General features: G+C 34.5%; 14 protein-coding genes. 12 read left to right on the forward strand and 2 right to left on the reverse strand.

The genetic code is table 11. From position 1 onward, the window contains the following. The first annotated feature begins 3 nt into the window (after positions 1–3). The 8 genes from ACFO3O_RS06695 (at position 4) to ACFO3O_RS06730 (ending at position 12753) form a co-directional block, all read left to right on the forward strand. Positions 4–390, forward strand: coding sequence for a hypothetical protein (locus ACFO3O_RS06695; protein ID WP_379977800.1), 387 nt, complete (start codon positions 4–6; stop codon positions 388–390). Between the two features lie 4 nt (positions 391–394). Continuing rightward, the gene (locus ACFO3O_RS06700) at positions 395–1930 is read left to right on the forward strand and encodes a hypothetical protein (RefSeq protein ID WP_379977801.1); all 1536 of its coding nucleotides are present in this window, start codon (positions 395–397) and stop codon (positions 1928–1930) included. Between the two features lie 43 nt (positions 1931–1973). Continuing rightward, the gene (locus ACFO3O_RS06705) at positions 1974–5522 is read left to right on the forward strand and encodes a hypothetical protein (protein WP_379977802.1); all 3549 of its coding nucleotides are present in this window, start codon (positions 1974–1976) and stop codon (positions 5520–5522) included. Positions 5523–5524: 2 nt separating this feature from the next. Then, positions 5525–7210: a hypothetical protein gene (locus ACFO3O_RS06710; protein ID WP_379977803.1), complete on the forward strand. Its 1686-nt coding sequence runs from the start codon at positions 5525–5527 to the stop codon at positions 7208–7210. A 72-nt stretch (positions 7211–7282) separates the two neighbouring features. After that, the gene (locus ACFO3O_RS06715; protein WP_379977804.1) at positions 7283–8128 is read left to right on the forward strand and encodes a hypothetical protein; all 846 of its coding nucleotides are present in this window, start codon (positions 7283–7285) and stop codon (positions 8126–8128) included. 12 nt (positions 8129–8140) lie between these two features. Next, positions 8141–10036 carry a hypothetical protein gene (locus tag ACFO3O_RS06720; RefSeq protein WP_379977805.1) on the forward strand — a complete coding sequence of 632 codons (1896 nt, stop codon included), beginning with the start codon at positions 8141–8143 and terminating at the stop codon, positions 10034–10036. 3 nt (positions 10037–10039) lie between these two features. Further along, positions 10040–10324: a hypothetical protein gene (locus ACFO3O_RS06725; protein ID WP_379977806.1), complete on the forward strand. Its 285-nt coding sequence runs from the start codon at positions 10040–10042 to the stop codon at positions 10322–10324. A 143-nt stretch (positions 10325–10467) separates the two neighbouring features. Beyond that, positions 10468–12753, forward strand: coding sequence for a TrkA-related ion transporter (locus ACFO3O_RS06730; RefSeq protein WP_379977808.1), 2286 nt, complete (start codon positions 10468–10470; stop codon positions 12751–12753). A gap of 170 nt (positions 12754–12923) precedes the next feature. Here the strand turns inward: ACFO3O_RS06730 and ACFO3O_RS06735 are convergent, their stop codons facing one another. Beyond that, positions 12924–13742, reverse strand: a complete 819-nt coding sequence (locus tag ACFO3O_RS06735; protein WP_379977809.1) for a dolichyl-phosphate beta-glucosyltransferase — start codon at positions 13740–13742, stop codon at positions 12924–12926. Positions 13743–13918: 176 nt separating this feature from the next. On the opposite strand from ACFO3O_RS06735, the gene ACFO3O_RS06740 reads away from it, so the two are divergent. From ACFO3O_RS06740 to mfd, 4 genes are all read left to right on the forward strand, one after another. Next, positions 13919–17008, forward strand: a complete 3090-nt coding sequence (locus ACFO3O_RS06740) for a hypothetical protein (RefSeq protein ID WP_379977810.1) — start codon at positions 13919–13921, stop codon at positions 17006–17008. Next, positions 17009–18220, forward strand: coding sequence for a hypothetical protein (locus tag ACFO3O_RS06745; RefSeq protein ID WP_379977811.1), 1212 nt, complete (start codon positions 17009–17011; stop codon positions 18218–18220). Positions 18221–18222: 2 nt separating this feature from the next. Continuing rightward, on the forward strand, positions 18223–19746 hold the full coding sequence (locus tag ACFO3O_RS06750; RefSeq protein ID WP_379977812.1) for a DUF4434 domain-containing protein: 1524 nt from the start codon (positions 18223–18225) through the stop codon (positions 19744–19746). 349 nt (positions 19747–20095) lie between these two features. After that, the gene (gene mfd / locus ACFO3O_RS06755) at positions 20096–23485 is read left to right on the forward strand and encodes a transcription-repair coupling factor (RefSeq protein ID WP_379977813.1); all 3390 of its coding nucleotides are present in this window, start codon (positions 20096–20098) and stop codon (positions 23483–23485) included. A 9-nt stretch (positions 23486–23494) separates the two neighbouring features. Here mfd and ACFO3O_RS06760 read toward each other — a convergent pair whose 3' ends face one another. Next, positions 23495–25729 (reverse strand): TonB-dependent receptor, encoded by a 2235-nt coding sequence (locus ACFO3O_RS06760; RefSeq protein ID WP_379977814.1) that lies wholly within the window; start codon positions 25727–25729, stop codon positions 23495–23497. Position 25730 lies beyond the last annotated feature (1 nt).

A 25730-nucleotide genomic window follows, 5' to 3' on the forward strand; every position in this document is an offset into this window, starting at 1 on the left:
AATATGGAAGCATTTTACTTTTTCTTTGAAGATTTAAATAACTGGTCCGTTTGGGATGAAAAAGGATATCTCATAGGCTTTTTAATACTACTCATTACCACTTTATTTTTTACGCTGATATATTACCTCTATTTCGGTAGGAAAAATATGAAGTATGCTACTGTTGGAAAGTGGTTTCTATTTGGATTACTCAACATGATTGTTGTTTTTATAGGTACTCTATTTATAGAGGGTATTGCCGTATTTGATCTTGCATTTGGCGATTTTTTCTTTGAAATATGGTTGTTTACCATGATAAACACCCTTTATGCTTTTGTATTCTATTTTATATTCTCTCTCATTTTTAAGCGTTTATCGATTTTTCCAAAATATATTCCTGTAAAATTCTAATATAATGTCAAAACCAAAATTATATCTATTTGCTATTGGAGGGACAGGTTCGAGAGTGTTAAGTTCTTTAACCATGTTGTTAGCTTCAGGCATTAAAACAAATACAGAAAAAATCATTCCAATGATTATTGATACAGATATCAATAATGGGGATGTAGAGAAGTGTCGAAATATTATAAAAGGATACAATAACATCCATAACACAGTGTATAAAGGAATTTCTGATGATCAGGATCAAGGATGTTTTTTTAGGACTAAAATCATGCCTCCTAAAGAACTCAATATTAGCGGCACCGATTATGGTACACTACGCGATATGGTAAGTTATAATACACTTAATGCTAAGGGCTATAAAAATACAAAAGGACTCTTTGATTTATTATACAGTACTAAGAATAAAGATATGCCTTTAGAAAAAGGATTTTTAGGAAACCCTAATGTGGGAAGTGTTGTATTAAAGAATGTAGTAGAGTCTCCAGAATTTAAAGAATTTACACAAGACTTTAGTCAGAATGATCGAATTTTTGTGATTAGTTCCATTTTTGGAGGTACAGGAGCAGCAGGGTTTCCTTTACTAATGAACGTTTTTAGAGATCCCAATACAACATTAAATAATGGTGCTTTTATTAATAGCGCAATTATTGGTGGTGTTTCTGTATTGCCTTATTTTCAGGTAGATGTAGAGAAGTTTAATACAGGAGAAAGTGCAATTAACTCCAGTACATTTATCACTAAAACAAAAGCAGCACTCTCTTATTACAATAGAAATTTAAGCCCGCTCATTAATGCGATGTATTATGTGGGAGATACAAAGCAAAGTAATTATGAGAACTTTGATGGAGGAATTGAGCAAAAAAACCCATCCAACTTCATAGAGGTTACAGCGGCATCTTCCATCATTGATTTTATGGATTATGATGCTACAGCAAACACAAAAGAAGATTTAGGAAGTCCGTCCAAGTTTTTTGAATATGGACTTGATACAGATACGGGGAGTATAGATTTAAAACACCTTAAAAACGATACACTAAAGCGTAGCCTTCTGCATTTCCATTATTTTAATGTATACGTATCAAATTATATGGAAAAAGGCTTACGTGATGAAAAATTAGCTTGGCGTAATGAGTTAAAATTGCCTAGTAATTACGATTCTCAAAACTTCTTTAAGTATTTAGAAAAATTCTCAAAACTTTACTACTACAGATGGTTGTATGAAACATCTCAAGATAGACATGATCGTAAATTTTTACCTTTTGATCTATCAATCATAACAAATAGAGATGAGTTAGGAAAAGATGTAGATGGCTTACTACCTGTTAAGACATATATCACTGATGAAAAGCTTTTTACACTTGTTACTGAAATGCCTGCAAACAAGAAGAAATCATTCTTCAATAAAGACAGTATAAACTACGATGAAGAGTTTTCAAAATTAGCCAGTGACATTATAGATCTCCAACATGGGAATCTGGATCGAGACGTACATATCCTCTTGAATAGAGGTATAGCCGAAATTATAGCAAAGCGCTATGTTCTTTAATTGTTTTTGAATATTTAATGTAAAGACTTTAATACAACCAGACATGTCACATAAATTAAGCCTGATACCTGAACAGAATATTGCAAATAATGGTTGGAATCCCTATCCTAATAATCCTTATGATGAAACTAGAATACAAGAGATCAAGGATAATATAACCAAGATAGAAGTTCCGGTTACTTCTATTCCTTCTCCATTTGCACAGATGCATCTTTTTGAAACCTCTTTTACATTTATTAACAAAGAGTTTGTCAATGATTCTTCTATACTTAATGGAAAAACGAGTTATCATAAATATATTTCACACTGTCTAGATGTTTTTGAAATTTTATTTAGTTATGAAACTTTAAAACTTCAAAATAGAATAGAAATTCAGCTATGGAAAAAGGAAGAATTAAATGCTTTGATAAAAGATCAAAACATAGGTCTGAAGACTTTTGCCGAAACGCTAAAGATTTTTATTACAAACTACAACAATGACAGACGATTTGTAAATCAAGGAATCACAAACGCATTTGATGAATTTATTTTGATTTATATAGATAACACGATAGTAGCTGGCACTTCTCCTTACACAGGGTTTTTTACTATAGGTGATGACATATTAGTGAATATCTCTGATAAACAAAATAGAAAATTCTTTTCCAGTAATAAACCATTATATGAAAGAGAAGTTGATTTTCAAAAGTATATGAATGTACTCTTTGCTACAGAACCGGAAGTAGCCCAATCGTTTAAAGAATTACAGACGTATATAAAAAACAACAATACAAAAACGGCTAGCGAAGAAGTTAGAAACCTTGTAGGAGAATTAGAAAGAGGTACTACTCCAGAGTTAGTAAGAGAGTATAGAATCCTTGAGATTAATAATGAGGAAGTTAGTTTTCTAAGTGGGCGAGTTCCTTTTCTATGCGAAAAATTTAATAGTGTAAATGAACAAGAAATTGCGAAGAATAGTGATTTTGTTATTAAAACATCTAAACGATTAGAACGTCCTCCACTTGCATTACTAGAAGGCGTTACTAAAAAAAGATGGACATATCTAGATAATACATTTCCTGAAAATTGTATTGTGAGATCTACAGCTCCTGTAGAAGACAGAAAATTACCAGAATCTGTCATAGAATACCCTTGGATTACTCGTGATGATGTGCTTTCTAAGCACCTTATCCAATTAGAATATAATGTGAATACAGATAAGTATTGGTTACCTCAAGGTCCCGTAAAAAATATTATGTTACCAGTGACTCCAATTTATTTTCATTATTTTACCATAGAAGACCTTAAAAAACAAATCACAGTAGAAAAACTCAATCTAGGTGCAATACTAGTAACACTAGATATTCCTGTTCAAGGTGATAATGGTAGGGGAACTATAAAGTTTGAACGTACGTATGATTTTGTAGCCCCAGAAACGATAGATAATCCTGATTATGGAGCGGTAATTAAGTCTTCTCTTGCCTTTGGGATATATCCATTTTTTAAAGTTTCTAATCCTGTATTTAATGATCGTTACAAAGTACTTTCCTTTCATTTGAAAGGAGAAGAAATTGCATATCAGTTTTTTAGAGAAGAAAATACGACTCCTGCGATTACAAAAATAGAAGCTAGCGCACATTCAAGAACGCGTAAAGATGAAGGTTATCCTTCTATTTCTACGTATTTGGATATCACAAATATTACGTATAATGCGCAAGGAGAGTTAGCATTTGATGGTGATCGTGATATCACTTTTGATGGAGTATCTGTTACTATAGAAAACCTTGATGAGAACAGTAGCTTGCAAGGTTGCCTACTTCCTTTAATGGGAGAGGCTAGACAACTTATAGATGGAGATACCTCTATCGCTTTTGATATAGGTACGAGCAATAGTTTTGTTGCTTTAAAGACAGCAAATATAGTAGAAAATCTATCCAGTTATGAAGGAAAAGGGTCTTCTATGCAACCGCATTTTGTGCTACTTAATGAGCGAGCCATTGAAGGAGAAGACTATAAAAAGAATGACCTTAATGAAGTAAACCCTATTTACGGGGTAGTACAAGATGCAGAGTTCTTACCAAGTATGGTAGGGGATGATTCCTTATTTAAATTTCCTATACGTTCAGTGATTAATGTAGATAATGATACCAATGCAGAAGAGGTAAATAGTATTAATATTCTCTCTAATGCAAACATTCCGTTCGCTTTTGGACATAATGTACTGAGAAGAGAATACGATTTTTCGCATTCCAATATCAAATGGGGTGTTACAGACAGCAAAAATCAAGGCGCTTTTAATAAACTAAGAGGTTTTATAGAACAGCTTGTTTGGATGGGGAGAAATAAGCTGTTGAGTGAAGGATACAATCCTAAAGTAGCGAATGTGATTTGGTTTAAACCATTAAGTATGGGGAACAAACAGATGACTGTTTTTAATACGATTTGGAACGAATTATATGCAAACTATTATAGTAAATCAGATAATCTGTCAAAATTAGTATCTGTTACCGAATCCTGGGCTCCTTATTATAGCTACGATAGAACGTTTGGTACTGGAGAGGTCTATATGAATCTGGATATAGGAGGTGGTACTACAGATCTTATTGTGTTTAAAAACAACAAACCTGCATTAACAACATCGTATCGATTTGCGGGTAATAGTCTTTTTGAATCCTACGGCAGTCATAACCCTTTTGATAATGGATTTGTATCAAAATATGAAAACCAAATGTTAAAACATTTTGGAAATGATGTAAAGAAAAGAGAAACAATGAAATATATTAAAGAGTCAAAAGGGTTACAGTCTACAGACTTAGTAAGCTATTTCTTTAATTATAGTTCATTTACTAAAAACTTGAAGTTAGATAGTGAGTTTAAGTTACTCTTCTTAATTCATAATTGTTCCATTTTTTATCACTCTATGCAAATTTTAAAGATGAGTGAGGTTGATAAACTTCCATCCTATATAGGTGTAAGTGGTAATGGAGCTAAACTACTAGAAATTACAAATGGAGACAAAAACTTGAATAGATCTCAAGGAATGTCAAAAGTGGTGCAATTGTTAACAAAAGAGGTGTTTGAATTGGAAGAACTCCATAAAATAGAGTTGCAGATTCTAAGCAATCCGAAAGAATCTACCGCTATAGGAGGTATACAGGGAATTGAAAAAATTAAACTAGACCCTACACTAGATACTGAGAATTACCACATCTCTATAGGAACGAAAGAAGATCTTATTAAAGACACAGATGCAGAAAGCAAACGAAACCTAAAATACGCAGACTTCATTAAGGAAGGTAACATGAAGATTGACGAGGTTGCAGAGAATATAGTTTCCTTTTTTGAATACTTCTTTGACACACTATGGTATCAAGCAGATTTTGTGAAGAATTTTGGGGTAGATAAATCTTATAATACAGATAAGCTTAAAGTATTCTTTACAGATGCTTCTAAAATAAAAAATACGATACGTGAAGTCATTAATCATAAGATAGAAGTAGAACAAGAATCTATCATAAATGACACTTTTTTCTTTGAAGCAATAAAAGCATATCTCTATGCCTTTTCAAAAATCATTGTTTCTGATACTATTAATGAATTTAAAGGGGCATAATAATGAGATATCAATATAAGTTATTCTTACTATTTATAACGTTTTTTATGTTGTTGGGTTGTGGTGATGGGTTAGAATCAGAAGGGACTAAAGAAAGTGCTCCTGATAGCAATAAAGAAGAGAAAGAATTATCAGAGGAAGAGAAATTTAAAAGAGATAGTATTCGTCTTGTTGAAAGAAAAAAAGAGCTTATCATAAAATTTTATGATAGTATAGGATACAAAATGATAGATCTTATACTGAAAAATCGAGTATATGAAACAAACCCAGACCAAAGACCTAATGTAAAAGATATAGGCTTAAATAATTTTAACTCTAAACTTAAAGAGGAAGCTGTAAAATCATATGCAAAATCTTTAATTAAGCATAGAGACATATTACTTTCTAATCTAATTGAAGATACTATCTATAAAAGATTAGACACTATTTTAATAAGTCGTTTTTATGTTGACACGATTGTTGGAGAAGATAAAGATGGGAAAGATAGGGGGTCTATAGATTTATATGTAAAGCTACATGATGAAATTCAAGCAAGTATTGATACTCTTAAAAATAATATTGAAGTATTAGATTTAAAAGATGATCAAAAACCTCACGAAAATCAAGTAAAAGAAGGAAATGCAAAAACTGCATTAAGTCAGGATTCAGTAGAAGATAATACTATTCCACTAATTGAATCTATCAAATCGCAAGGTATACTTTTTTTGATACTATTTTTAGCTAGTATTGTTTTTAACATCATACAATATATTATATATAGAAAGAAGTCAAAACAACGAAACGGGGAGCTATCACAAGCAAAGGATAAATTGACTTCAAATGAAACAAAACAGGGCAAAAATTCTGATGATTCTTTTAAACCTAAACCCTCACAGTTAAGTGCCCACATTGTCAGAAATAAAATAGAAAGTGCATATCAAACGATGCGCAAAACATTGTTACAGCGCTATCATCGAGACTGTGTGGGAGTACAAGAAGTTACCTACAATACACTTCTTTCAGATACGTTGACAGAAGCGCAATCAAAAAGATTTACTTCCGAACAAGAATTAGCCTCCTATATTTCTAATCCGCTTGATAAGCATCGTATGCTATTAGAAAGTGATATAAAAGAATGTATACCCCAAGATTTGGCAATACAACAAATACATACAAGTGTTACAGCAGAAAGTTTTCTCTCTAGAATAAATACTGCCATCATTCCCGAGTCAGATGTTCGTTCTAAAGTGCAAAGCCTAAAACAAAACCTTATAGATGAACTCCCTCTTACAACAACGCAAGAAGTGCTTTCTGGAATTATACAAGATTATAAAATAAATATAGAAACACATCTTACTAAGATGTTACAAGAAAATCTTGTTTTTTATTTCCCATTTGCAGATGTAAGAGGAGCGCTCTCAGACGAAAAAAAATCTAAGACAAAGGCACGCGACAGTGCTTTGCAATTATTGTTGTCTCCTGATGATATTACAAAAGCTGCCTTCCATTTATTACTAGATCAAGAGCAAATGATGCAAGCGGGAATTATGAGTTATGACTCCTTATTATTACCTATTTGTGAGTTGAAGCCAGAAAATTTTAATTCATCAGGCACAAGGATAGAAGAAATAGGAACACAGGGTGGCAAGATGGTTTTAGAAGACGGTAAGTGGAGAGTGAAAGATAAACTCCCTATTAAAATTATATAAAAATCTGATGAGGTTTTATGCGCTTTCGCGAAAGCGTATAGAATACTTTCAAAATAGTTAATCTATTATATTATGGAAATATTGGTTTTATTACTACTTATAACACACATCATCGTGTTAGTTCTTTTATGGAAATATATAAAAACATATAAAGAGAATAACTTTAATTACCTGAATAAGGAGCTTAAGACGCTGAAAAGTTTTTTTTCACAAGGTCTTTTAGTTTTGGAGAAAAATGTAACGGCATTTGTAGCATTATCTACAGCATCTTTTGATACCCTACAAAAAGAACATACACAGTTGGTGAGTGATCATAAATCAAGATTTAAAGAGGTAACCACTTTTATTAAGTCAGATTACACATCCCTTACAGAATTACTCAAAACAAATAATGATTTGCTCGCGAATCTTCTAGAGCGCACAGAAGAAAATATTACAAAGAATAATGATTTAAAACCATTGCTGGTTAATAGTAATGATGAACTTGAGAAGGTATATGGGAAAATAAAAATGGTCATCTCTAATTATGAGAAAAATTTAAAAGATATTAAAGAAGAGATAGAAGATGCACTCCAAATTATAGAAGATAATATGAGTAGTAAAATAAAACAAATTGCTATAAGCGGAGAGAAGACAATAGCAAGCTCCTTAGAAAACAGTAAAATAACTATTGAAAAAGTCACTCAAGAAACCAATAGTGGACTTAGAAAAGTGCTTAAAGAGAATCAGATACAATTGCTTACAGATAAGATGGGAGTGATGGAGAAAGAATTACAAGTAGGTCTTGAAAAAGTACAAGAAAACCTATCGGGTCTTGATGAAGCATTTATTATAAAATTCAAAAATCTTTTAGAATCAAGTGTAAAGAATAAAAATAAATCGCCATTAAACGATTTAAAGAAATGGTGGGATAGTTAATGTAATGTTTTTATGGAAACTTATTTTTTATGGTTTTTGATTTTTTTTGTAGGTAGTGTTATGGCGCTATTTTATTGTGAGTATAAATCTACACTACAGATTATAAAAAGCATTCTACCTAAAGTCTTTAGTAAAATACTTCTTATCTCCTTTGCCCTTATCACCTTTATTTTTGGTATACATGCTGATGTTTTTTCTAGTTATGATAAATATACAGCAGACCTAAATCGTCAATATAATTGGTTTTCTATAGAGGATATTCTTCGTTTTCCTGTAGAACAATACGGTATAAATATTAAAGATCTATATCCTAGCAATATTATTGATTTTAAAAATAATATTATTAAAGAATATCCCACTAGAAAAATCACCATCCTTTTAGATAAAACAGGGTCAATTAAAAATGATAAAGGAAGTAAAATAAAAAAAACATTAATTAAAAAACTAAATAATGAGATATATGAATTTGAAAAACATATAGATACTACTACAATAAAAGTTGAAGATTTATTTTTACTTACAGCTTTAGAACAACTTACCCGAGATGAGAAGAGAGGTTTAACACATATAGAGGTTCTCATCTACACTGGAAGCGAAAATAATAAAGGAGTGGTAAACTATATTGAAAAAGCACTTAAAATTGATTATAATAAGTATGATGATAGCCTTAGAAGTCAGGCCATAATAAAATGCCTCAAAAAAATAAATAACTACAATACTGAGGAGTATAAAAAAATTATAAATAATCGATTTACAGATTTTTATGAACTTGGGAACGAACTTAAAGCTCCTAAATTCATAGGAAATGGAACTTCAAAAAATAATGGTTATGGTAAAAAATATGATCATACAAGCATAATACTTCTTAGTGATTTCTATCATGAAGAAGGTTTTTTAAATAAAAATGTAAAAGATGTAGAAAATGTTTGGTATAATATTAGAAATAGAGTTTCTCAATTAAATTTAATCTCATTCAATAATTCAAATACTAGTAATTCATCCAAATATATCTCTAAGGCAATTAAAGAAACATTCCGAAAAAATTTCAATCATTTATATTTTTTTGAATATGAAGAACATCTTGATAATCAGCTTGCTATAGATGAAGAAATAAATACCATGTTTTCAACAGTAATTGATGCAGAAAATCCTCAACCATTGATAACTTACCATTCTTGGAATAAACAAGATTATAAGTTTGATTATAAAGGGGAGGTTCAAATTCTACGTCAAGATGGGGATAGAGATTTAATTATAGGATTTGCTAATAGAATAAGACCTCAAAATTATATAAAACCTTATGATTATATAACTATTATAAAAAAGAGAGACAATATTAGCGCTAGGAATACCTCTAATAAAATAAAATTATATGAATATCAGAAAGATAAAATTAAGGGCTCAAATAGTGATATATATGAAATCTCTTTTTTGATCGATGAGATAGAAAGCAAGAATTTTTTCCTGGAATTTAGCTATCCAAATACAAGTTACGCAGTTAGACATCCTATCCTATTTAAGCCAGTTTTGCCAGCGACAGCCTGTTTATATCTATTTGCTTTATACCTTGTATTTGCCTTTTCTTCTTTATACCTATTTTTTTATTATTTAGTTGTTATGTTCAAGCTTAAATCAAAAAAAAATAAAACCAAACCTTTTCTTATCATAGCTTTAATATTATATGTTCTGATTACAATATTCCTTGGCTATCATTTATATATACTTATTTCTGATCTAATAACATATAATAAAGATTTACTAGAAACTTTCCCAGTTGTGATTATAGTATCAGTTATTCTCTTTACTGTTTTCTTACACATTATATCATATAGAATTTATATTGATAGGGTTACTAGTGAAATGAACTTTAATGATAGTTGCTATAAAATTCAAAATGCAGATAATTAAATTATGAAAACTTCAAATTATTTAAACCCATTCCTTTTATTATTAATACTCACATCTTGCTCTCCTGAAGCAACCACTATACAAATGATTCAGGAAAATCCTGAAAAATACACTACCAAAGAGTACTTTATAATTTCAAATTTTTCTATTGTAGAGACCGCTTCCTTCATGAATTATTCTATAAGTATTATAGAAGATGAGACAGGTAGTATTTCTTTTATTTCTAGTAAACCTTATAATGACTCTCAAAAAATTTCTAGAGAAAAAGTAAAATATGTACGTCTTTAAAGTGATAAAAAACAAAATATAGAACTGTTGGTAGATAAAAAAAGTAGTGACATGATTAAAACGTATGGGCCTATGGTGGCTAGCTTTATTTTGGAAGCTTCATATAGAAGCCTTCAATAAAATTTTCTAATAAAACTTAAATTTTGTTTCAACTCAAAAACACAGTATTTCTTTTTTTTATATGTCTGTCTCATTCAGTATGTGGGCAGAGTACAAAAAAACAATTTATTCTTTCCTCAGGAAGTGCAGGAGGTAATTACAATAGGACTGGGGCGTTTATTACAAGTGTTTTGGATAGTGTATATCCACAGTTTCAGTTTATAAATATTGAGAGTTCAGGATCTTTAGAAAATATTAAACAGCTAGATGATCGTTTTGCAGATTTTGCCATTGTGCAACGAGATGTGCTTTTAGAAAATATATATAATGAGGTTAACGGGATCAAAAATGTAGAAGTAATTCTCCCCTTATTTGAAGAAAAACTTTTAGTGTACATAAAAGGAGCATTATCTAATAGTAAATCGCTAACGAGTTCTTGTAAAAAATTTAAAAAAATAGGGTTCACTAGTAAAGGAGGGTATTCATTCAAAATATTTGAAAAAATTTGTCGATTACTCAATGTCAATCTTAAAGATATGGAGATTGTAGAGAATACATATCCTGTATTATCTCAATCTTTGAAGGACGGAACAATAGATGCATTAATTACATTTTCACTTCCTATAGAAGCTATACATTCCGACGAAAAAATAGGGTTAGTAGGGTTGTCAAATTCAGAAATAGAACTTATAACAAGTAAGATTAATAATGTTTCTTCTATAACTTTTATGACCGATTCTCAAAAAAGGACAATAGGTAGCTGGACATTTTTAGTAGGACTAGATAAGAGTATCGAAGATATTCATAGCTCTAACAAAAAAACAATGTCTCAGGAGTTATTTGAAGCAACAAAAGCGAAAGAAATTCCCATCGCAAAAAATATAAAAGAGAGTGTTCTTTATTTTCAAAAAAAAGAAAACCATTCATTTCTTTATGGTATTCCCATGAGTGCCTCAACAGGAGAACTTATGAATTATACTACTTGGGATATTACGAGAATATTATTTCTTCTATCCCTTTTTGTATTTGCTGGAATTTTAATATACATGCTACGAAAAAGATTATTCCAAATAGATATGCATATTATCTGGATTAGATATAAGCACATTATTTTTGGGATACTTATTATTTGTATATTTTACTATATAAGTGTAGAGGGTTTGCTTATCGCAGAATCTTCTTTTTACAAGAAATTAGGTATAAAAAGTAAAGTCCTTAATCTTACGAAGTCAGACCTTCATTTCTGGATCATTATTACAAACCTTACAGGAAATAATAATAACATTTTCCCTTTGTCCTATGTAGGACAGCTCATGTTATCTTTTAGTTCTTATATATTAATTGTAGGATCTATTATTATAGGTTTTTTTGAATATATCATATACAGATTTAATAAAAAGAGAAAACAAGGACTTATGGAATTTAACAACAAAAATCACATTGTCGTCATAGGCTGGAAAAGTAATACTTCCAAATTTCTTGAAGAGCTTATTATTGCTAAAAACTCTTACAAAAGGAAACTAGGTAAAATTATTACTATTGTAGAAAATCCTATACAAACAATAGAGAATTATCCAGAGATAAAAAAGTTGCAGGAAAAAAGATATATTGAGTTCGTTGCAGGAGATGCAACAGATGAAATAGTTCTTAAAAAAGCGAGTATTGAAAAAGCAAATACAGTTGTCATTCTATCTGAAAACACAACAAAAGAAGCAGATCAAAAAACACTTTTAAGGGCATTAGCAATATCACGCTATTGTCGAAAAAAAATGCTCGAAAAAACAAATAATCTTGAAAGTATAATATCAGAATACGATAAACATCAAGTAGATAAATATATAGATTCTATATACATAATTGCAGAATTAAATGATCAAAAATATACAGAAGACCTTAAAAAATCTGATGTAAATGAAATCATAAATAGTAGTGTTTATAGCAAAAATATTATTACGCAGAGTCTTCTAAATCATGGTGTTTCAAAAGTGCTAGATGAGGTGCTTAATTATAATGAGTTTAATGAGTTTTATACTATAGATTTAAAATTACATAAATTCAAATCCTTTGTAGGCAAAACATACGATCAGTTATTACCACTTCTAAGATTAAAAGGTATTTTATTAATTGGAATACGTGTAGTATATCACAATACGAATGATCAAGAAATTATAGATGACGAAGCATTACAGCTATTATTAAAAGAGGAAGGTTTAAAACGACAAATTATAGTAAATCCTACAAATCAAATAGAAAAAGATAGACCCACAGATGATGATGACCAATTAATCGTTTTTTGTACAGGAGCTAGCGTTCTAGAAAAAGCATTTTAAAAATTACATTAGGAAGGCTAATAAACTACTGAAATTGAATTTTTCATGCAATTTCGCGAACCTACCTGATGACAGACAGCAACGTACTAAACTTACTCTAACTATATACGATCAACTTGAGGTTACAAAATGACTCAGCCGTGAGTATGTAAAACCCTTTGAAAACGTAATTATGCTGCCATAGGTAAGGAATCTGGTTGTAAGATGAAAACTTGCTGAGGGGTTTCTAATGTTGCTGTTTGTGTCATAAACATAGGATACACACTGTACGATAACCAAATCTGCACTAACTTAACAGGAATCTGGATCGCATCTTTCATTCCTAATTTAGAATCATCTACGTGAATCCAACGTTGTAAAGGCTGCTCATACATTTTGGTCATAATTTCTTTGGTCCCAAAGTGTTTTTTAAGGCGCATAAAGATTTCTACATCAAATAACCATCTTGTTAAAAATGCGTTGTTATACGCCAAAGGAATCGCGCTTCTTCTGAATACTTTGGCACCACATTGTGTGTCTTCAATCGGGAGACCAAGAATCATAAAAACAATCATCTTTATGATTTTTGAAAATAGATTTCTCATGACATTTCTCTCAATCTGCCCGTCACCTTTTCCTCGGGATCCATATACCAGCATAAGCTCTTTGTTTTTATGAAGGGTATTGGTGAGGCTTTTAAAATCATCAAAATCTGTAGAGAGATCTGCATCTATAAAACCAATGTAATCAATATCTTTTCGGTTAAATAAATAGCGAGAGCCATAACGCACAGCAGATGCTTTTCCTGCATTTTTCTTAATATCTACAATACTTACTCTAGTGCTAGCACTTTTTTGTATTTTTTCTAAAACTTCAACGGTATTGTCTTTACTTCCATCATTTACAAAACATAAATGATAGTTTTCATGCGTCGTAATAAAGTGAATAAATGCGTCTACAGGTAAACGTTTTGCTTCGTTGTAACAAGGGATAATAATTCCAGTTTTCATAGTATATTAGTTTTGATTTCTGAGTCAAAAGTAGATTGGACCCACCCCTGTTTTTGAACAAATTCGATGGATGGCAATTTTGTATAGATGAATGAAAAAAAGGCATAGACCATCACTTCGTTTGAAGAAGGAAGTTTGTTATATCTTTAAATTTCAAAAGAATAGTGAATCTATACATGAAAGAAAGCACCAATAAACACCTGTTAATAGCCCTACTTGTGGGGCTCGCATTTCATGGCACTTCTATATTTTTTACACTAGAAACTACGTATGATGCATTAATCCATTTGTTTTTTGCAGATCATTATGCAACTAGTTGGTTTGAACCGTGGAATTATAAATGGTATACAGGATTTACCGTAACGAGTTATCCTCCATTAGTGCATCAATCTATCGCAATACTATCAATACTAGGAGGATTAAAATTTGGGTTATTCACTATTGCGATTGTCAGTGTTATTTTATTTATAACAGGGGTGTATCGGTTTTCGTTGTTAATCACTTCCAACAGAACTATTGCAGGGTATGCAGCGATACTGGCAGTATTTTCTTCTTCGTTTGTAGAAACGCTTCACATTTTTGGTCAGTTGCCTAGCATTATCGGTATTTCTGTACTTATGCATGCCTTGCCTGAGATTTATCTTTGGTTAAAAACAGGGAAGTACCGCTATTTGTTTACGTCGTTATCTTTAATAGCTGTTACAGTAACTTCACATCACGTAACCCCCATTTTTGGAATGATATTCTTTATTTTTCCTTTGATAGGTATGGTGATTATGGATGTATCTAGAGAACAAGTGGCTTCTATGAAAGCAGTTACGTTCCAAGTCTTCTTCCATAGTTTTTTAAAATTGTTTAAGCGAATTCTAGGCTTTGGAGCACTGTCACTTGTGATTATTGTGGGCTGTATTCTTCCGTATTGGATCAATTCTAAAAATAACCCAATTACACAGGTTCCTATTCCTCATGGATCTCGAGATCATTTTTTAGAGATCACCTCATCAGGATTGGTTTTCTTTTTAATCCCCTGGGGTGTGTTGCTCATTGTTTTACCGTATATCTTCTATAGATATTTTAGTAAACGTTATTTATTTTTTGGACTTTCTATCACATTGCTGTTTATATTAGGTACAGGAGGAACCACCCCTATTCCTAAAATGATGTTAGGAGAAACCGCCTTTAATATTTTAACCTTAGACAGATTTACATTGTGGGCAAGCATTATGTCGTTGCCTATTTTTGGAGAGTTTGTTTACCGATTTTCTGAAGGTGATTTAAAGCAACGCATTCAATCGAAGTTTGGAACGATCTATCACCGCATTATTGGAGGAGTTTTGGCGGGACTTTTTATTTTTATGACCATTTTTACGATGAGTCTTGGGTACTTTAGACCTTCCCAACCTCAAAAAATAAAAATGCTGCCTATTGTCAACTTCCTTAATCAGGATGATCACGATAAATGGCGATTTTTAACCTTAGGGTTTGGAGATCAAATGGCGTGGTTATCCGCACAAACCAACGCTCTTTCAGTAGATGGTAATTACCACTCTGCACGACGTTTGCCAGAATTAACAACAAGACCTATCGAACGTTTGGAAAATTCAAAATATAAAGGTGTTGCAGGGATAGGCTCCTTACAGCAATTTTTAACAACTCCAGAAAAATACAATCTTAAGTATATTTTTTCTAATGATAAGTTTTATGATCCTGTATTATATTTCTGTGGCTGGCAACGATTGCGACAGTTAGAAAACGGAATCATGGTATGGGAGCGTCTCAATGTGAAACCCATTCCTGCGATTTTGCCTAAAGATAACATCCCCCAGTGGCAAAAAATACTTTGGGGCATTATTCCTTTTTTAACGGTCATCATCGCATTTATGCTCAACATCCAAATGCTATGGATACGCACTTTAAAAACCAAAGAAAAACCCATCCCTGCCTATTTAAACTTTAAAAATGTATACACGCGATTTTCCAAGAATCTTCTCAGGGTGACACATATCTGGTCTATTATTTTAGGGGGATTGGTGTGCTACGGACTTTATTTGTTTTACCTTAAAAACGACTCGCAACGAACTCCTAAAAATGCGATTGTTGCCTATTATGACGCCTTAGATTTTAAAGAGTTTGAAAAGGCATATGCGCTCGTGGAAGGAAAAGAAGCACTACCCATAGCACAATATATGTTAGAAATTTCTGTAACTGATGGTTTATTGAGTTCGTATGCCAAATTAGACCATATTGAAACCATCATTACTGAAAATAATGATACATTGGCGACTGCCAAAGTCATCACCCACTGGATCACACCACTTGAAAAAATACAACAAGAAGACTATAAAACCTTGATAAAGCAAGACGGAAAATGGTATATACAGCATCAGCCTTTAGATACAGATATCCCCCCCGATCAGTTGTATGCGTCCAATAGAACCCAATACTTTAATCAAGGGAGAAGACGTGTTACAACGGAGCAAACACATCACGAAGATGTTTTAAAACAACCCGTTTTAGAAGTGCTCTCTGCAAAATTAGTTCAGTATGACACCCATTATGCGATTGTAGGAGAAGTGCAAAATTTAGAAAATGTCCCTGCCGATGTCGTCTTAAAAGGAACGCTGTATAATGATGCTAATAAAGAACTCGCCACCTACAATGCAAAAGACCACATAAAGCATAAATTAATGCCAAAAGAGATCAGTTCCTTTAGAATTGATTTTGAAGGGATCGCCTGGTCTAGAACCAAGGATTCGATTCCTACATCATTTAATCCTGATGAGTTTACACCTGTCGAATTTGAAGAACAACCCACAAAATTTAATGTACAAGTCGCTGGTAATGTCGCAACGTCAGATGTATACAAGGAAGCCTCACTAAGTGCCATTTCTGTTGGCTCCAAAACGATTACAGGAAATATATTTAATAGCGGGATCGAAGAAATTACAGTGCCACAGCTTCTGATTACCTATTATGATACGAATAAAACCTTACTTTGGGTAGATCACTTATTTATCAAAGAAGGCATCCGACAACAACGCAAACAAGAATTTGAGTTTCCTCTTTTAGAAGAAGGAGGAATACAAGTTATAAATGATGAGATGAAAAATATTTTTGTCAACGGTTTACCTAATGATGGTATTTCCAATAAAGTGGTTCCTAATAGAATTGAAAGTCACACGACTTCAGAGCTACAAAAAATTGTACATCCTAATTATTCCTATATTAAAATTGAAATCAATTCCTATATCGGAAACCCTAAATAAATGAAGCATCGTAAAAACATACCCCTGATCTTTTGCTTATTTATGTCCCTTTTTGCTATGGGACAAAACAACAACCAAGATCATACCATCCAACTACTGACAAATCAAACAGATTTTGAAGTGGGGAGTGCTGTCGCATTGCAGTTTTCATCTTCTCAGGAAACACAATCATTTATGTATTGCTCAAACAGTTATGGTACAATACTGATATCACCAACAATTGAAAACAAAATACTCAGTTATACAATACCTGATTTTATCACCAACAAATCAGGTGTTATAAACTGGAAGTTGGTCGATGATTCTTCAGTTTCAGGTTCGTTGATGATGTATTCCAAAAAAGAAGTGACCTCTATGGAGACATATATTGGTCCCCCAACGATTGAAGCAGGAGGTACAGATTACACCATGCTTGTCGTGATCCCAACAGATTCCTTGGATAATCCGTTGCCAGAAAATACGATTGTGACAAGCTCATATCAATTTTTGGCTACCCAAAAAGAAGAAGATATTGTTACCAATAATATCATCGCCTATCAAAATATATATTCTCAAAAGAAAAGCGGTCGGTTATTTATCTCTTCTGAGTGCTTAGAAACCCATTCAAAAGAATATACAATTGATGTCCTCCCTGCCATTCCCACAAATTTCACCATCTCAGCAACCCGGTCTCACAACTACGCAGACGGAAATCAAATCACTTCTTTCCACACTTCTATCTTAAAAGATGCCCACGGTAACACGGTAAGTGACGGCACTTTTGTTACTTTTTTCATCCGAAATAAAAAAGGAAATATCTTGAAAACATCTGGGACGACCGTACAGGGAATTGCCACGTCCAAGATGATTCATCCAGATCACGAAGACCAGTGGAGCATCAAGGCGTATGTGCAAGGAATGGCAGAAAGCAATACTATCACCGTAGCTTATCAACAAGTGGTTAAGGAGGTGGAGACCGCTTTCGCGAAAGCAAATAGAGAAATCAACGTCGGTCCCCTACAAAGTTTTATGGGACAAATGATCCCAGACGGCTTCCAGGTCTCGCTAGAAGTATATAAAAATGAACGTTTGCTCACCACCTATACCGAAACCTCAAAAAACGGACATGTCTCTTTTGAATTAATGTCCGCTATTTTTGAAAATGGGATCTATACATTGAAGGTGAAAACCGCAGGGTTAGAAAAGAACTATCCAAATATGAAGCTATGGTAAAGATGAATAAACATCTACTCAGAACCGCTCTGATCGTATCGTATATGGTAATCATCGCTGTTATTATAGGCGGAATTAGTTCGCTGTTTAGCTATCTAAATACAGGCGCCGATAGAGCCTCTATCCTACACACGGAGATCCAGAAAATAAATCAATATATACCCACGGTGGTTTGGGGGTCTTTACAAAATGAAGGCCGACCCATGGATGCGCAAACATTGTCGCGTCTTGAAAATAATTATCTGGATGCATGGTATATCAAACAACGAGCCTATCAATCCAATTCAACAGAGGGAATTGAGGACTATTACACAGAAAATGCCCGAAAAAACCTGTATGAAACCGTTGCCTACAATAAAGCAGCAGGAATTACAATAGAAGCAACAACCCTAGAACATCATCCTGAGATCGATTTTTTTAGTGAAGATGGTCAATTGATAGTACTTACAGATACGGATGTTGTAGAGTACAAACGGATGTATATAAACAATGTGTTTGTCCTCGAAACCAAAGAAGTATCCACCTACAAAGTGCTGTTTTTACTGGAAGACGGTTTTTGGCGAATTAGGCACATGATTAGAGAAAACACAAAACCATATATTGAAAAACAGTCAACTAAACTAGTAAACGACATCCCTACAAAAGGTATCAATTATTACCCTCAAGCAACTCCTTGGGATACGTTTGGAGAGGGTTTTGACACAGAAATACTACACAAAGATTTCAACATCCTACAAGACGCAGGCTTGCAAAGCATTCGCATATTTGTTCCCTATGAAGATTTTGGGAAAGCCAATATACATGCAGAAAAATTGAAAAAGTTAGAACAAACCCTTGATATGGCTGCGCAATACGATCTAAAAGTAATGATTACGCTTTTTGATTTTTATGGAGCGTATTCTGTGCTGGATTGGACCTTAAATAGGCGTCACGCACACACCATCGTTTCCCAATTAAAAAACCACCCCGCTTTGTATGGTTGGGATATTAAAAACGAACCCAACCTAGATTTTGAATCTCGCGGCAAGCAAAATGTAGTAGCATGGTTGGATATGATGACTTCTTTTGTAAAATCTATCGATCCCCAACATCCTGTCACAATTGGATGGTCAAATGCAGAAAGTGCCATAATTCTTAAGGACCAAGTAGATGTGGTATCCTTCCATTTTTATGAAAATATAGATACACTAGAAGAGGTGTATGCGTCCTTACAAAAGGAGATTCCTCAAAAATCGATCGTACTCAGCGAATTTGGAATGTCGTCTTATAAAGGATTGTGGAATCCCTTTGGGAATTCAGAAACAGCACAAGAAGCCTATCACAAAAAAGCACAAACTATTTTTGCAAAAAATAAGATTCCCTTTATGTCTTGGACACTCTATGACTTTGCAGAAATACCCACCGAAGTTGTTGGAAAACTACCTTGGCGTAAAAACAATCAAAAACGATTTGGGTTTATAGATGATACTGGAAATAAAAAACCAGCATTCCAATATATTTCTACGAATTCTAAGGATAGTAAGTGAATTCTTATTTTCAATTAAGGGCATTGTAAAGTGAGCTACTACCTACTTTAGTTCAAAACAGCACACCTCTATATAAGTAATAAAGACTTACTACTATCCTCCCAGAGGATTACTGTGCTGACGATTCCAACAAAATCAATGTGACACTTACCTAAGTAAGGGCTAGGGAGGTGTGAATTTTCAGTTTCAATTTCGACTTCAATTTCAATTTTGAGATAACACACCCCTAACCCTCCTTTCTAGGAGGGAATACTCTTATGAAAAAAATAGAGGGACAACCATTAATTTTCCATTTCCGCTTTCGCGAAAGCGGTTTTACCCCGTATCTTTGTGATAAATTGTACTACTCTTGAGTAAAACAACACTCTCGCAACACCTTGCACAGTCTCAGCAACTGCTGAAATTGCAGAATGCTATTGCCCAAAATCATCGAAACATACAAGCTAAAGGGCTGATAGGCTCTGCAGTATCTTACACCATAAGCGCTGTGTATGAAAACCTTGAACGCCCCATTCTCGTGGTACTTAACGACAAGGAAGAGGCAGCCTATTACCTAAATGATCTGGAGCAATTACGTAAAGAAGTCAATGTATTATTCTATCCAGGGAGTTATAGAAGACCGTACCAGATAGAAGAAATCGACAATGCAAACATTCTTTTACGTGCAGAGGTATTAAATCGGATCAATAGTCGTAAGAAATCGGCATTGATTGTGACGTATCCAGATGCGCTGTTTGAAAAAGTAGTCACAAGAAAAGAACTAGACCGACAGACCTTAAAAGTACATGTAGGAGACAAGCTCTCGATTGATTTTATCAATGAGATGCTGTTTGAATACCATTTTAAACGTGTTGATTTTGTTTCAGAACCTGGCGAATTTTCAGTGCGTGGAGGAATTGTAGATGTGTTTTCTTTTAGTCATGACGAGCCGTATCGGATGGAATTTTTTGGTGACGAAGTCGATAGCATCCGTACATTTGATGTGGAGACACAACTTTCTTCTAACCAAGTTAAGAAAATTTCGGTCATGCCAAATGTCGAAAACAAGGCATTGGAAGAAAAACGAGATACCTTCCTTAAATACATCGCGAGTAACACCTTAGTCTTTATCAAAAACCGATCGCTATTTTATGATCAGATTGATAAAAATTTCGCGAAAGCGGAAGAAGCCTTTACCAAACTCTCTTCAGAGATCAAACGGAGTGAACCTAGCGAATTGTTCTGTAAAGGGTCGCTTTTAAAATCCCAGCTCGAAGGGTTTCAAACCATAGATATCAGCGCTACGGTACCCGATGTGACAATTAATACATTGGTGGCATTTAACCAGCAACCGCAACCGTCATTTAATAAGCAATTTGATCTGCTAATTCAGAACTTAAATGACAATCATAAAGCAGGCTATAAAAATTTTATCTCTTGCGTCAGTGAGCAACAAGCCAAGCGTTTTAAGGATATTTTTGCGGATGCACAAAGTAATGTGACCCAATATGAAACGGTGATTACTTCCTTGTATCAAGGATTTATAGATGATGATTTAAAAATTGCCGTTTACACCGATCATCAGATTTTTGAGCGCTATCATAAGTTCAATATTAAAAATGGGTATGCGAAGAAGCAAGCGATTACGCTCAAAGAACTAACCAATCTCAAAGTGGGTGATTATGTCACGCATATTGATCATGGAATTGGGAAATTTGGCGGACTTCAAAAAATAGATGTTGAAGGTAAAAAACAAGAAGCAATTAAGCTCGTATATGGAGAGCGAGATATTTTGTATCTCAGCATCCACTCCTTACATAAAATTACCAAGTTTACAGGCAAAGACGGTAAGGCTCCTCAGATTTATAAACTAGGAAGTCAGGCGTGGAAAAAACTAAAAGCCAAAACCAAATCCCGTGTGAAGCACGTGGCTTTTAACCTCATCAAACTCTACGCAAAACGCAGATTACAAAAAGGATATGCTTTTGGCCCTGACACGCACATGCAGCACGAACTCGAAGCGAGTTTTATTTACGAAGATACTCCGGATCAGAGTAGCGCGACAGAAGATGTAAAACGAGACATGGAAAGCGATCGTCCTATGGATCGATTGGTGTGTGGGGATGTAGGTTTTGGAAAAACAGAAGTCGCCATTCGTGCAGCTTTTAAGGCAGTGGATAACGGAAAACAAGTAGCCGTGTTGGTACCGACAACCATTCTTGCGTTTCAGCATGCTAAAACATTTAAAGAACGTCTGAAAGATTTTCCTGTACGTATCGAATATCTGAATCGTTTCCGATCGGCGAAACAAAAACGGGAGGTCCTTGATGGTCTCACCAGTGGTGCCGTTGATATTGTGATAGGCACCCACCAACTCACAAGTAAAAACGTGGTCTTTAAAGACCTAGGACTGCTCGTCATCGACGAAGAGCAAAAATTTGGGGTGGCCGTCAAAGACAAACTCAAAACCATTAGTGAAAACGTAGATACCCTCACCTTAACAGCGACGCCTATTCCAAGAACCTTACAATTTAGCTTGATGGCAGCACGAGATTTGAGTACGATTACAACTGCACCGCCTAACCGGTATCCGATAGAAAGTAGTGTGATTCGTTTTTCGGAAGAAGCGATTCGAGATGCCATAAGCTATGAGATTCAACGTGGCGGACAGGTGTTTTTTATTCATAACCGGATTCAAAATATTAAAGAAGTGGCGGGGTTGATTCAGCGTTTAGTCCCCGACGCCAAAGTAGGGGTCGGTCACGGGCAAATGGAAGGAAAAAAACTCGAAGGACTCATGCTCGCATTTATGGATGGGGAGTTTGATGTACTGGTTTCGACCACCATTGTAGAGAGCGGATTAGATGTGCCAAATGCCAACACGATTTTTATTAATAATGCCAATAATTTTGGGCTTTCAGACCTTCACCAGATGCGAGGTCGCGTGGGACGAAGTAATAAAAAAGCATTTTGTTATTTCATCACCCCACCGTACAGTGTGATGACTGCCGATGCGCGTAAACGCATCTCAGCATTAGAGCAATTTTCTGTACTTGGAAGTGGTTTTAATATTGCCATGAAAGACCTTGAGATTCGCGGTGCAGGAGACTTATTGGGCGGTGAACAAAGCGGATTCATTAACGAAATTGGATTTGATACCTATCAGAAAATCTTAAATGAAGCCATCGAAGAGCTCAAAGAAAATGAGTTTGCAGAATTGTATGCCGATGAGAACGCTTTCGCGAACCTGCCTGCCGGCAGGCAGGAGCGGCAATTTGTAAAAGATACGGTGATTGACACTGATTTTAGCTTGCTGTTTCCAGACGACTATATCAACAATATTTCCGAACGTCTGAATTTGTACACACAACTGAATGAGACTAAAAATGAGGAAGAGTTGGCTGTTTTTGAAACCACCCTTGTCGATCGTTTTGGACCGTTACCCGACGAAGCGAAAGACCTTTTAAATTCGGTGCGTATCAAATGGATTGCGACCAAAATAGGGCTGGAAAAAGTGGTCATGAAAAACGATAAATTTATCGGGTTCTTTATTTCAGATCAAACCTCTCCATTTTATCAAAGCGATGCCTTTACTAGGGTATTACAATTCGTTCAAGAATATGCGTATCGTGTCAAACTAGAAGAAAAGAAAACCCGTACAGGTTCGCGATTATTACTTAAGTTTAGTAATGCAAGGTCTATTTTGGAAGTATTTGAAATATTACAACCGCTGATGCCTAAATCCAACCAAAAAGCATAATGATCCTCTCTAAAACTTCACAGCAATTTTTCCTCGTACATAAAAAGGGATTCCGGGTGTAAAATGAATTTCTTCTACAGGCGCTGGTTCATTAAAAAGTCGGCTCTCTGTGGCAAATTGAGTTTCATTCCATTCCGTATCAAATAGGTTTTCTACAATAAGGCTATACGTCCAATTATTACGGACATAATTGAGATTTAGATCGGTAACGAAATATCCGTCGGCTACAATAGAATTATCTTCATTGGCTGGGCGATCATCTATAAAACGATACGATAACGATCCTGAAAAAGGGCCTAAATTATCAATGGTCATTCCTCCTACGGCTGTTAAATCAGGTGCTAGTGGGATCAAATCGGCATCATTAGGTTCGTCTGTACTTCTTGCGTACGTATAGTTTATATCTGAATAGGCGTACAGCCAATCGGTTACTTGATACCGTGCACCTAGTTCGATACCCAATCGGCGAGATCGTCCGCTTGGTTCTACAATGCCGGCATCTCCTACATATACAAACTCCTGATCCAAAAACAAACTCCACACCGCCGCATTGACAACAAATCGATCCAAAGGTTTTATAATCGTTCCTAGATCTATCCCATAGGCCGCAGGTAAAATATCTTCTCCCTGATTGGCAATCACCACACGTGCATCATTGGAATGAAACCCTACGCCAGATTTAAAAAAGAATTGCACATCTTGATGGGGCGAATACACTACATTAAATTTTGGACTCAATGCCAACTTGCTTTGGCTTTGTTTATCGTACTGCGCACTCAGTTTGTTTTCATAATCAAACTTAAAATAGTCCAATCGAAGGGAGGGATTCAATTTCCATTTGCCTATCTCAAATTCGGTATTTAAAAACCCATAGCTATTGAACTCGTCTACGTCTCCAAATGAAATTCTTTCTAAAGTAGTTTGTCTATTCCGTGTTTTGGAAAGCTCTACATCATTGACATCGTCATATCGAAATCCTACGCCTGCTTGGTATTCAAATTCAACAGCATCAGAAAGTGAGATATTCTTTTGCTCGTACGTCGTATTGGCTCCAAAAAGAAGACGATCTTCTTTTTGCCGAATCTGATCGCCATTTTCTGGATCTTCCAAAAAGAAAGTGAAGTTAGAATACAATTCAAAGTCATATTGACTCAGGTACGCATTGGTTTTTAAGCGGCTATTCTCTGGTAAAAATCGGGTGTGATTGAGTGCAAGATTCGTCCGACTTGTGTTTCCACCTTCGGTATCGTCTATGGCTCCAAAACGAGAGATCAATCCTTGCTCTACAGCTCTTACGGGAATTTGCCCCGAGGCATCCCACTTGCTTTGAAAATGAGAAGCAGTCAGTTCCAATGTTTGGATCCCAAGATCTATGTAGCGATATTTCCCCATGAGGTTCATACGATTAAAATTTTGTGGAGACTCTACAGGCCCATTTGTCAAGTACAGTTCTGAGCCGATATAACCCGTGCTTTTTTGACTGTTTACTATGGGGAAAAGTCCGACAAATCGAGAGGTGTCAAATTGCCCTGCTTCGGCAGCAATGTAGGTGTTTTCTACTGCATCTAAGAGTTTTAAATTTACAAAGCCTGCAGTATTAAAATTTCCTTTATCTGCATAATACGGCCCTTTGCCAAATCCTACATTTTTAATGGTTTCTGGGATCACAAAGTGTAAGTCGGCATAGCCTTGTCCGTGCGCATGAGAAGGCATATTCACGGGCATCCCGTCTACGCTAATCGCTACATCCGTTCCATGATCTACATCAAAACCTCGTAAAAACAGTTGTTCCGCTTTTCCGCCTCCCGCATGTTGCCCAATAATAAGACCTGGCACTTTACGTAAGATTTCTTGAGAAGATTTTACAGGGTTATTCTGCACATCAATGTCTGTAATACGACTTAAAATATCTATTTCTGAGGTGAGTTCTATCTGATCTAAGGAGATACTAGAAGCCTCCATATAGACCACAAAAGGGGTTGCGAAATCTTTTTGAGAAGGAACAATAACGACTGTGGTGTACCCTAGTCTAGAAAAATAAATAGAATCTCCTACCGTTGTTTTAGGAAGTACAAAACTCCCGTCGCTATCACTGTGACTATGTTGGCCTGTATTTTTATTAAAAATCCCTACATAATCTATAGGTGTTTGTTGTCCTTCTTGGTTCAATACGGTTCCTTGTAAACGTTGTCCGTACATAGATACGGTAAGGCATATACAAAGGCAGATCATAAAAATTCTCATG

The organism is Dokdonia ponticola, from assembly GCF_042653865.1.
GTDB lineage: Bacteria > Bacteroidota > Bacteroidia > Flavobacteriales > Flavobacteriaceae > Dokdonia > Dokdonia ponticola.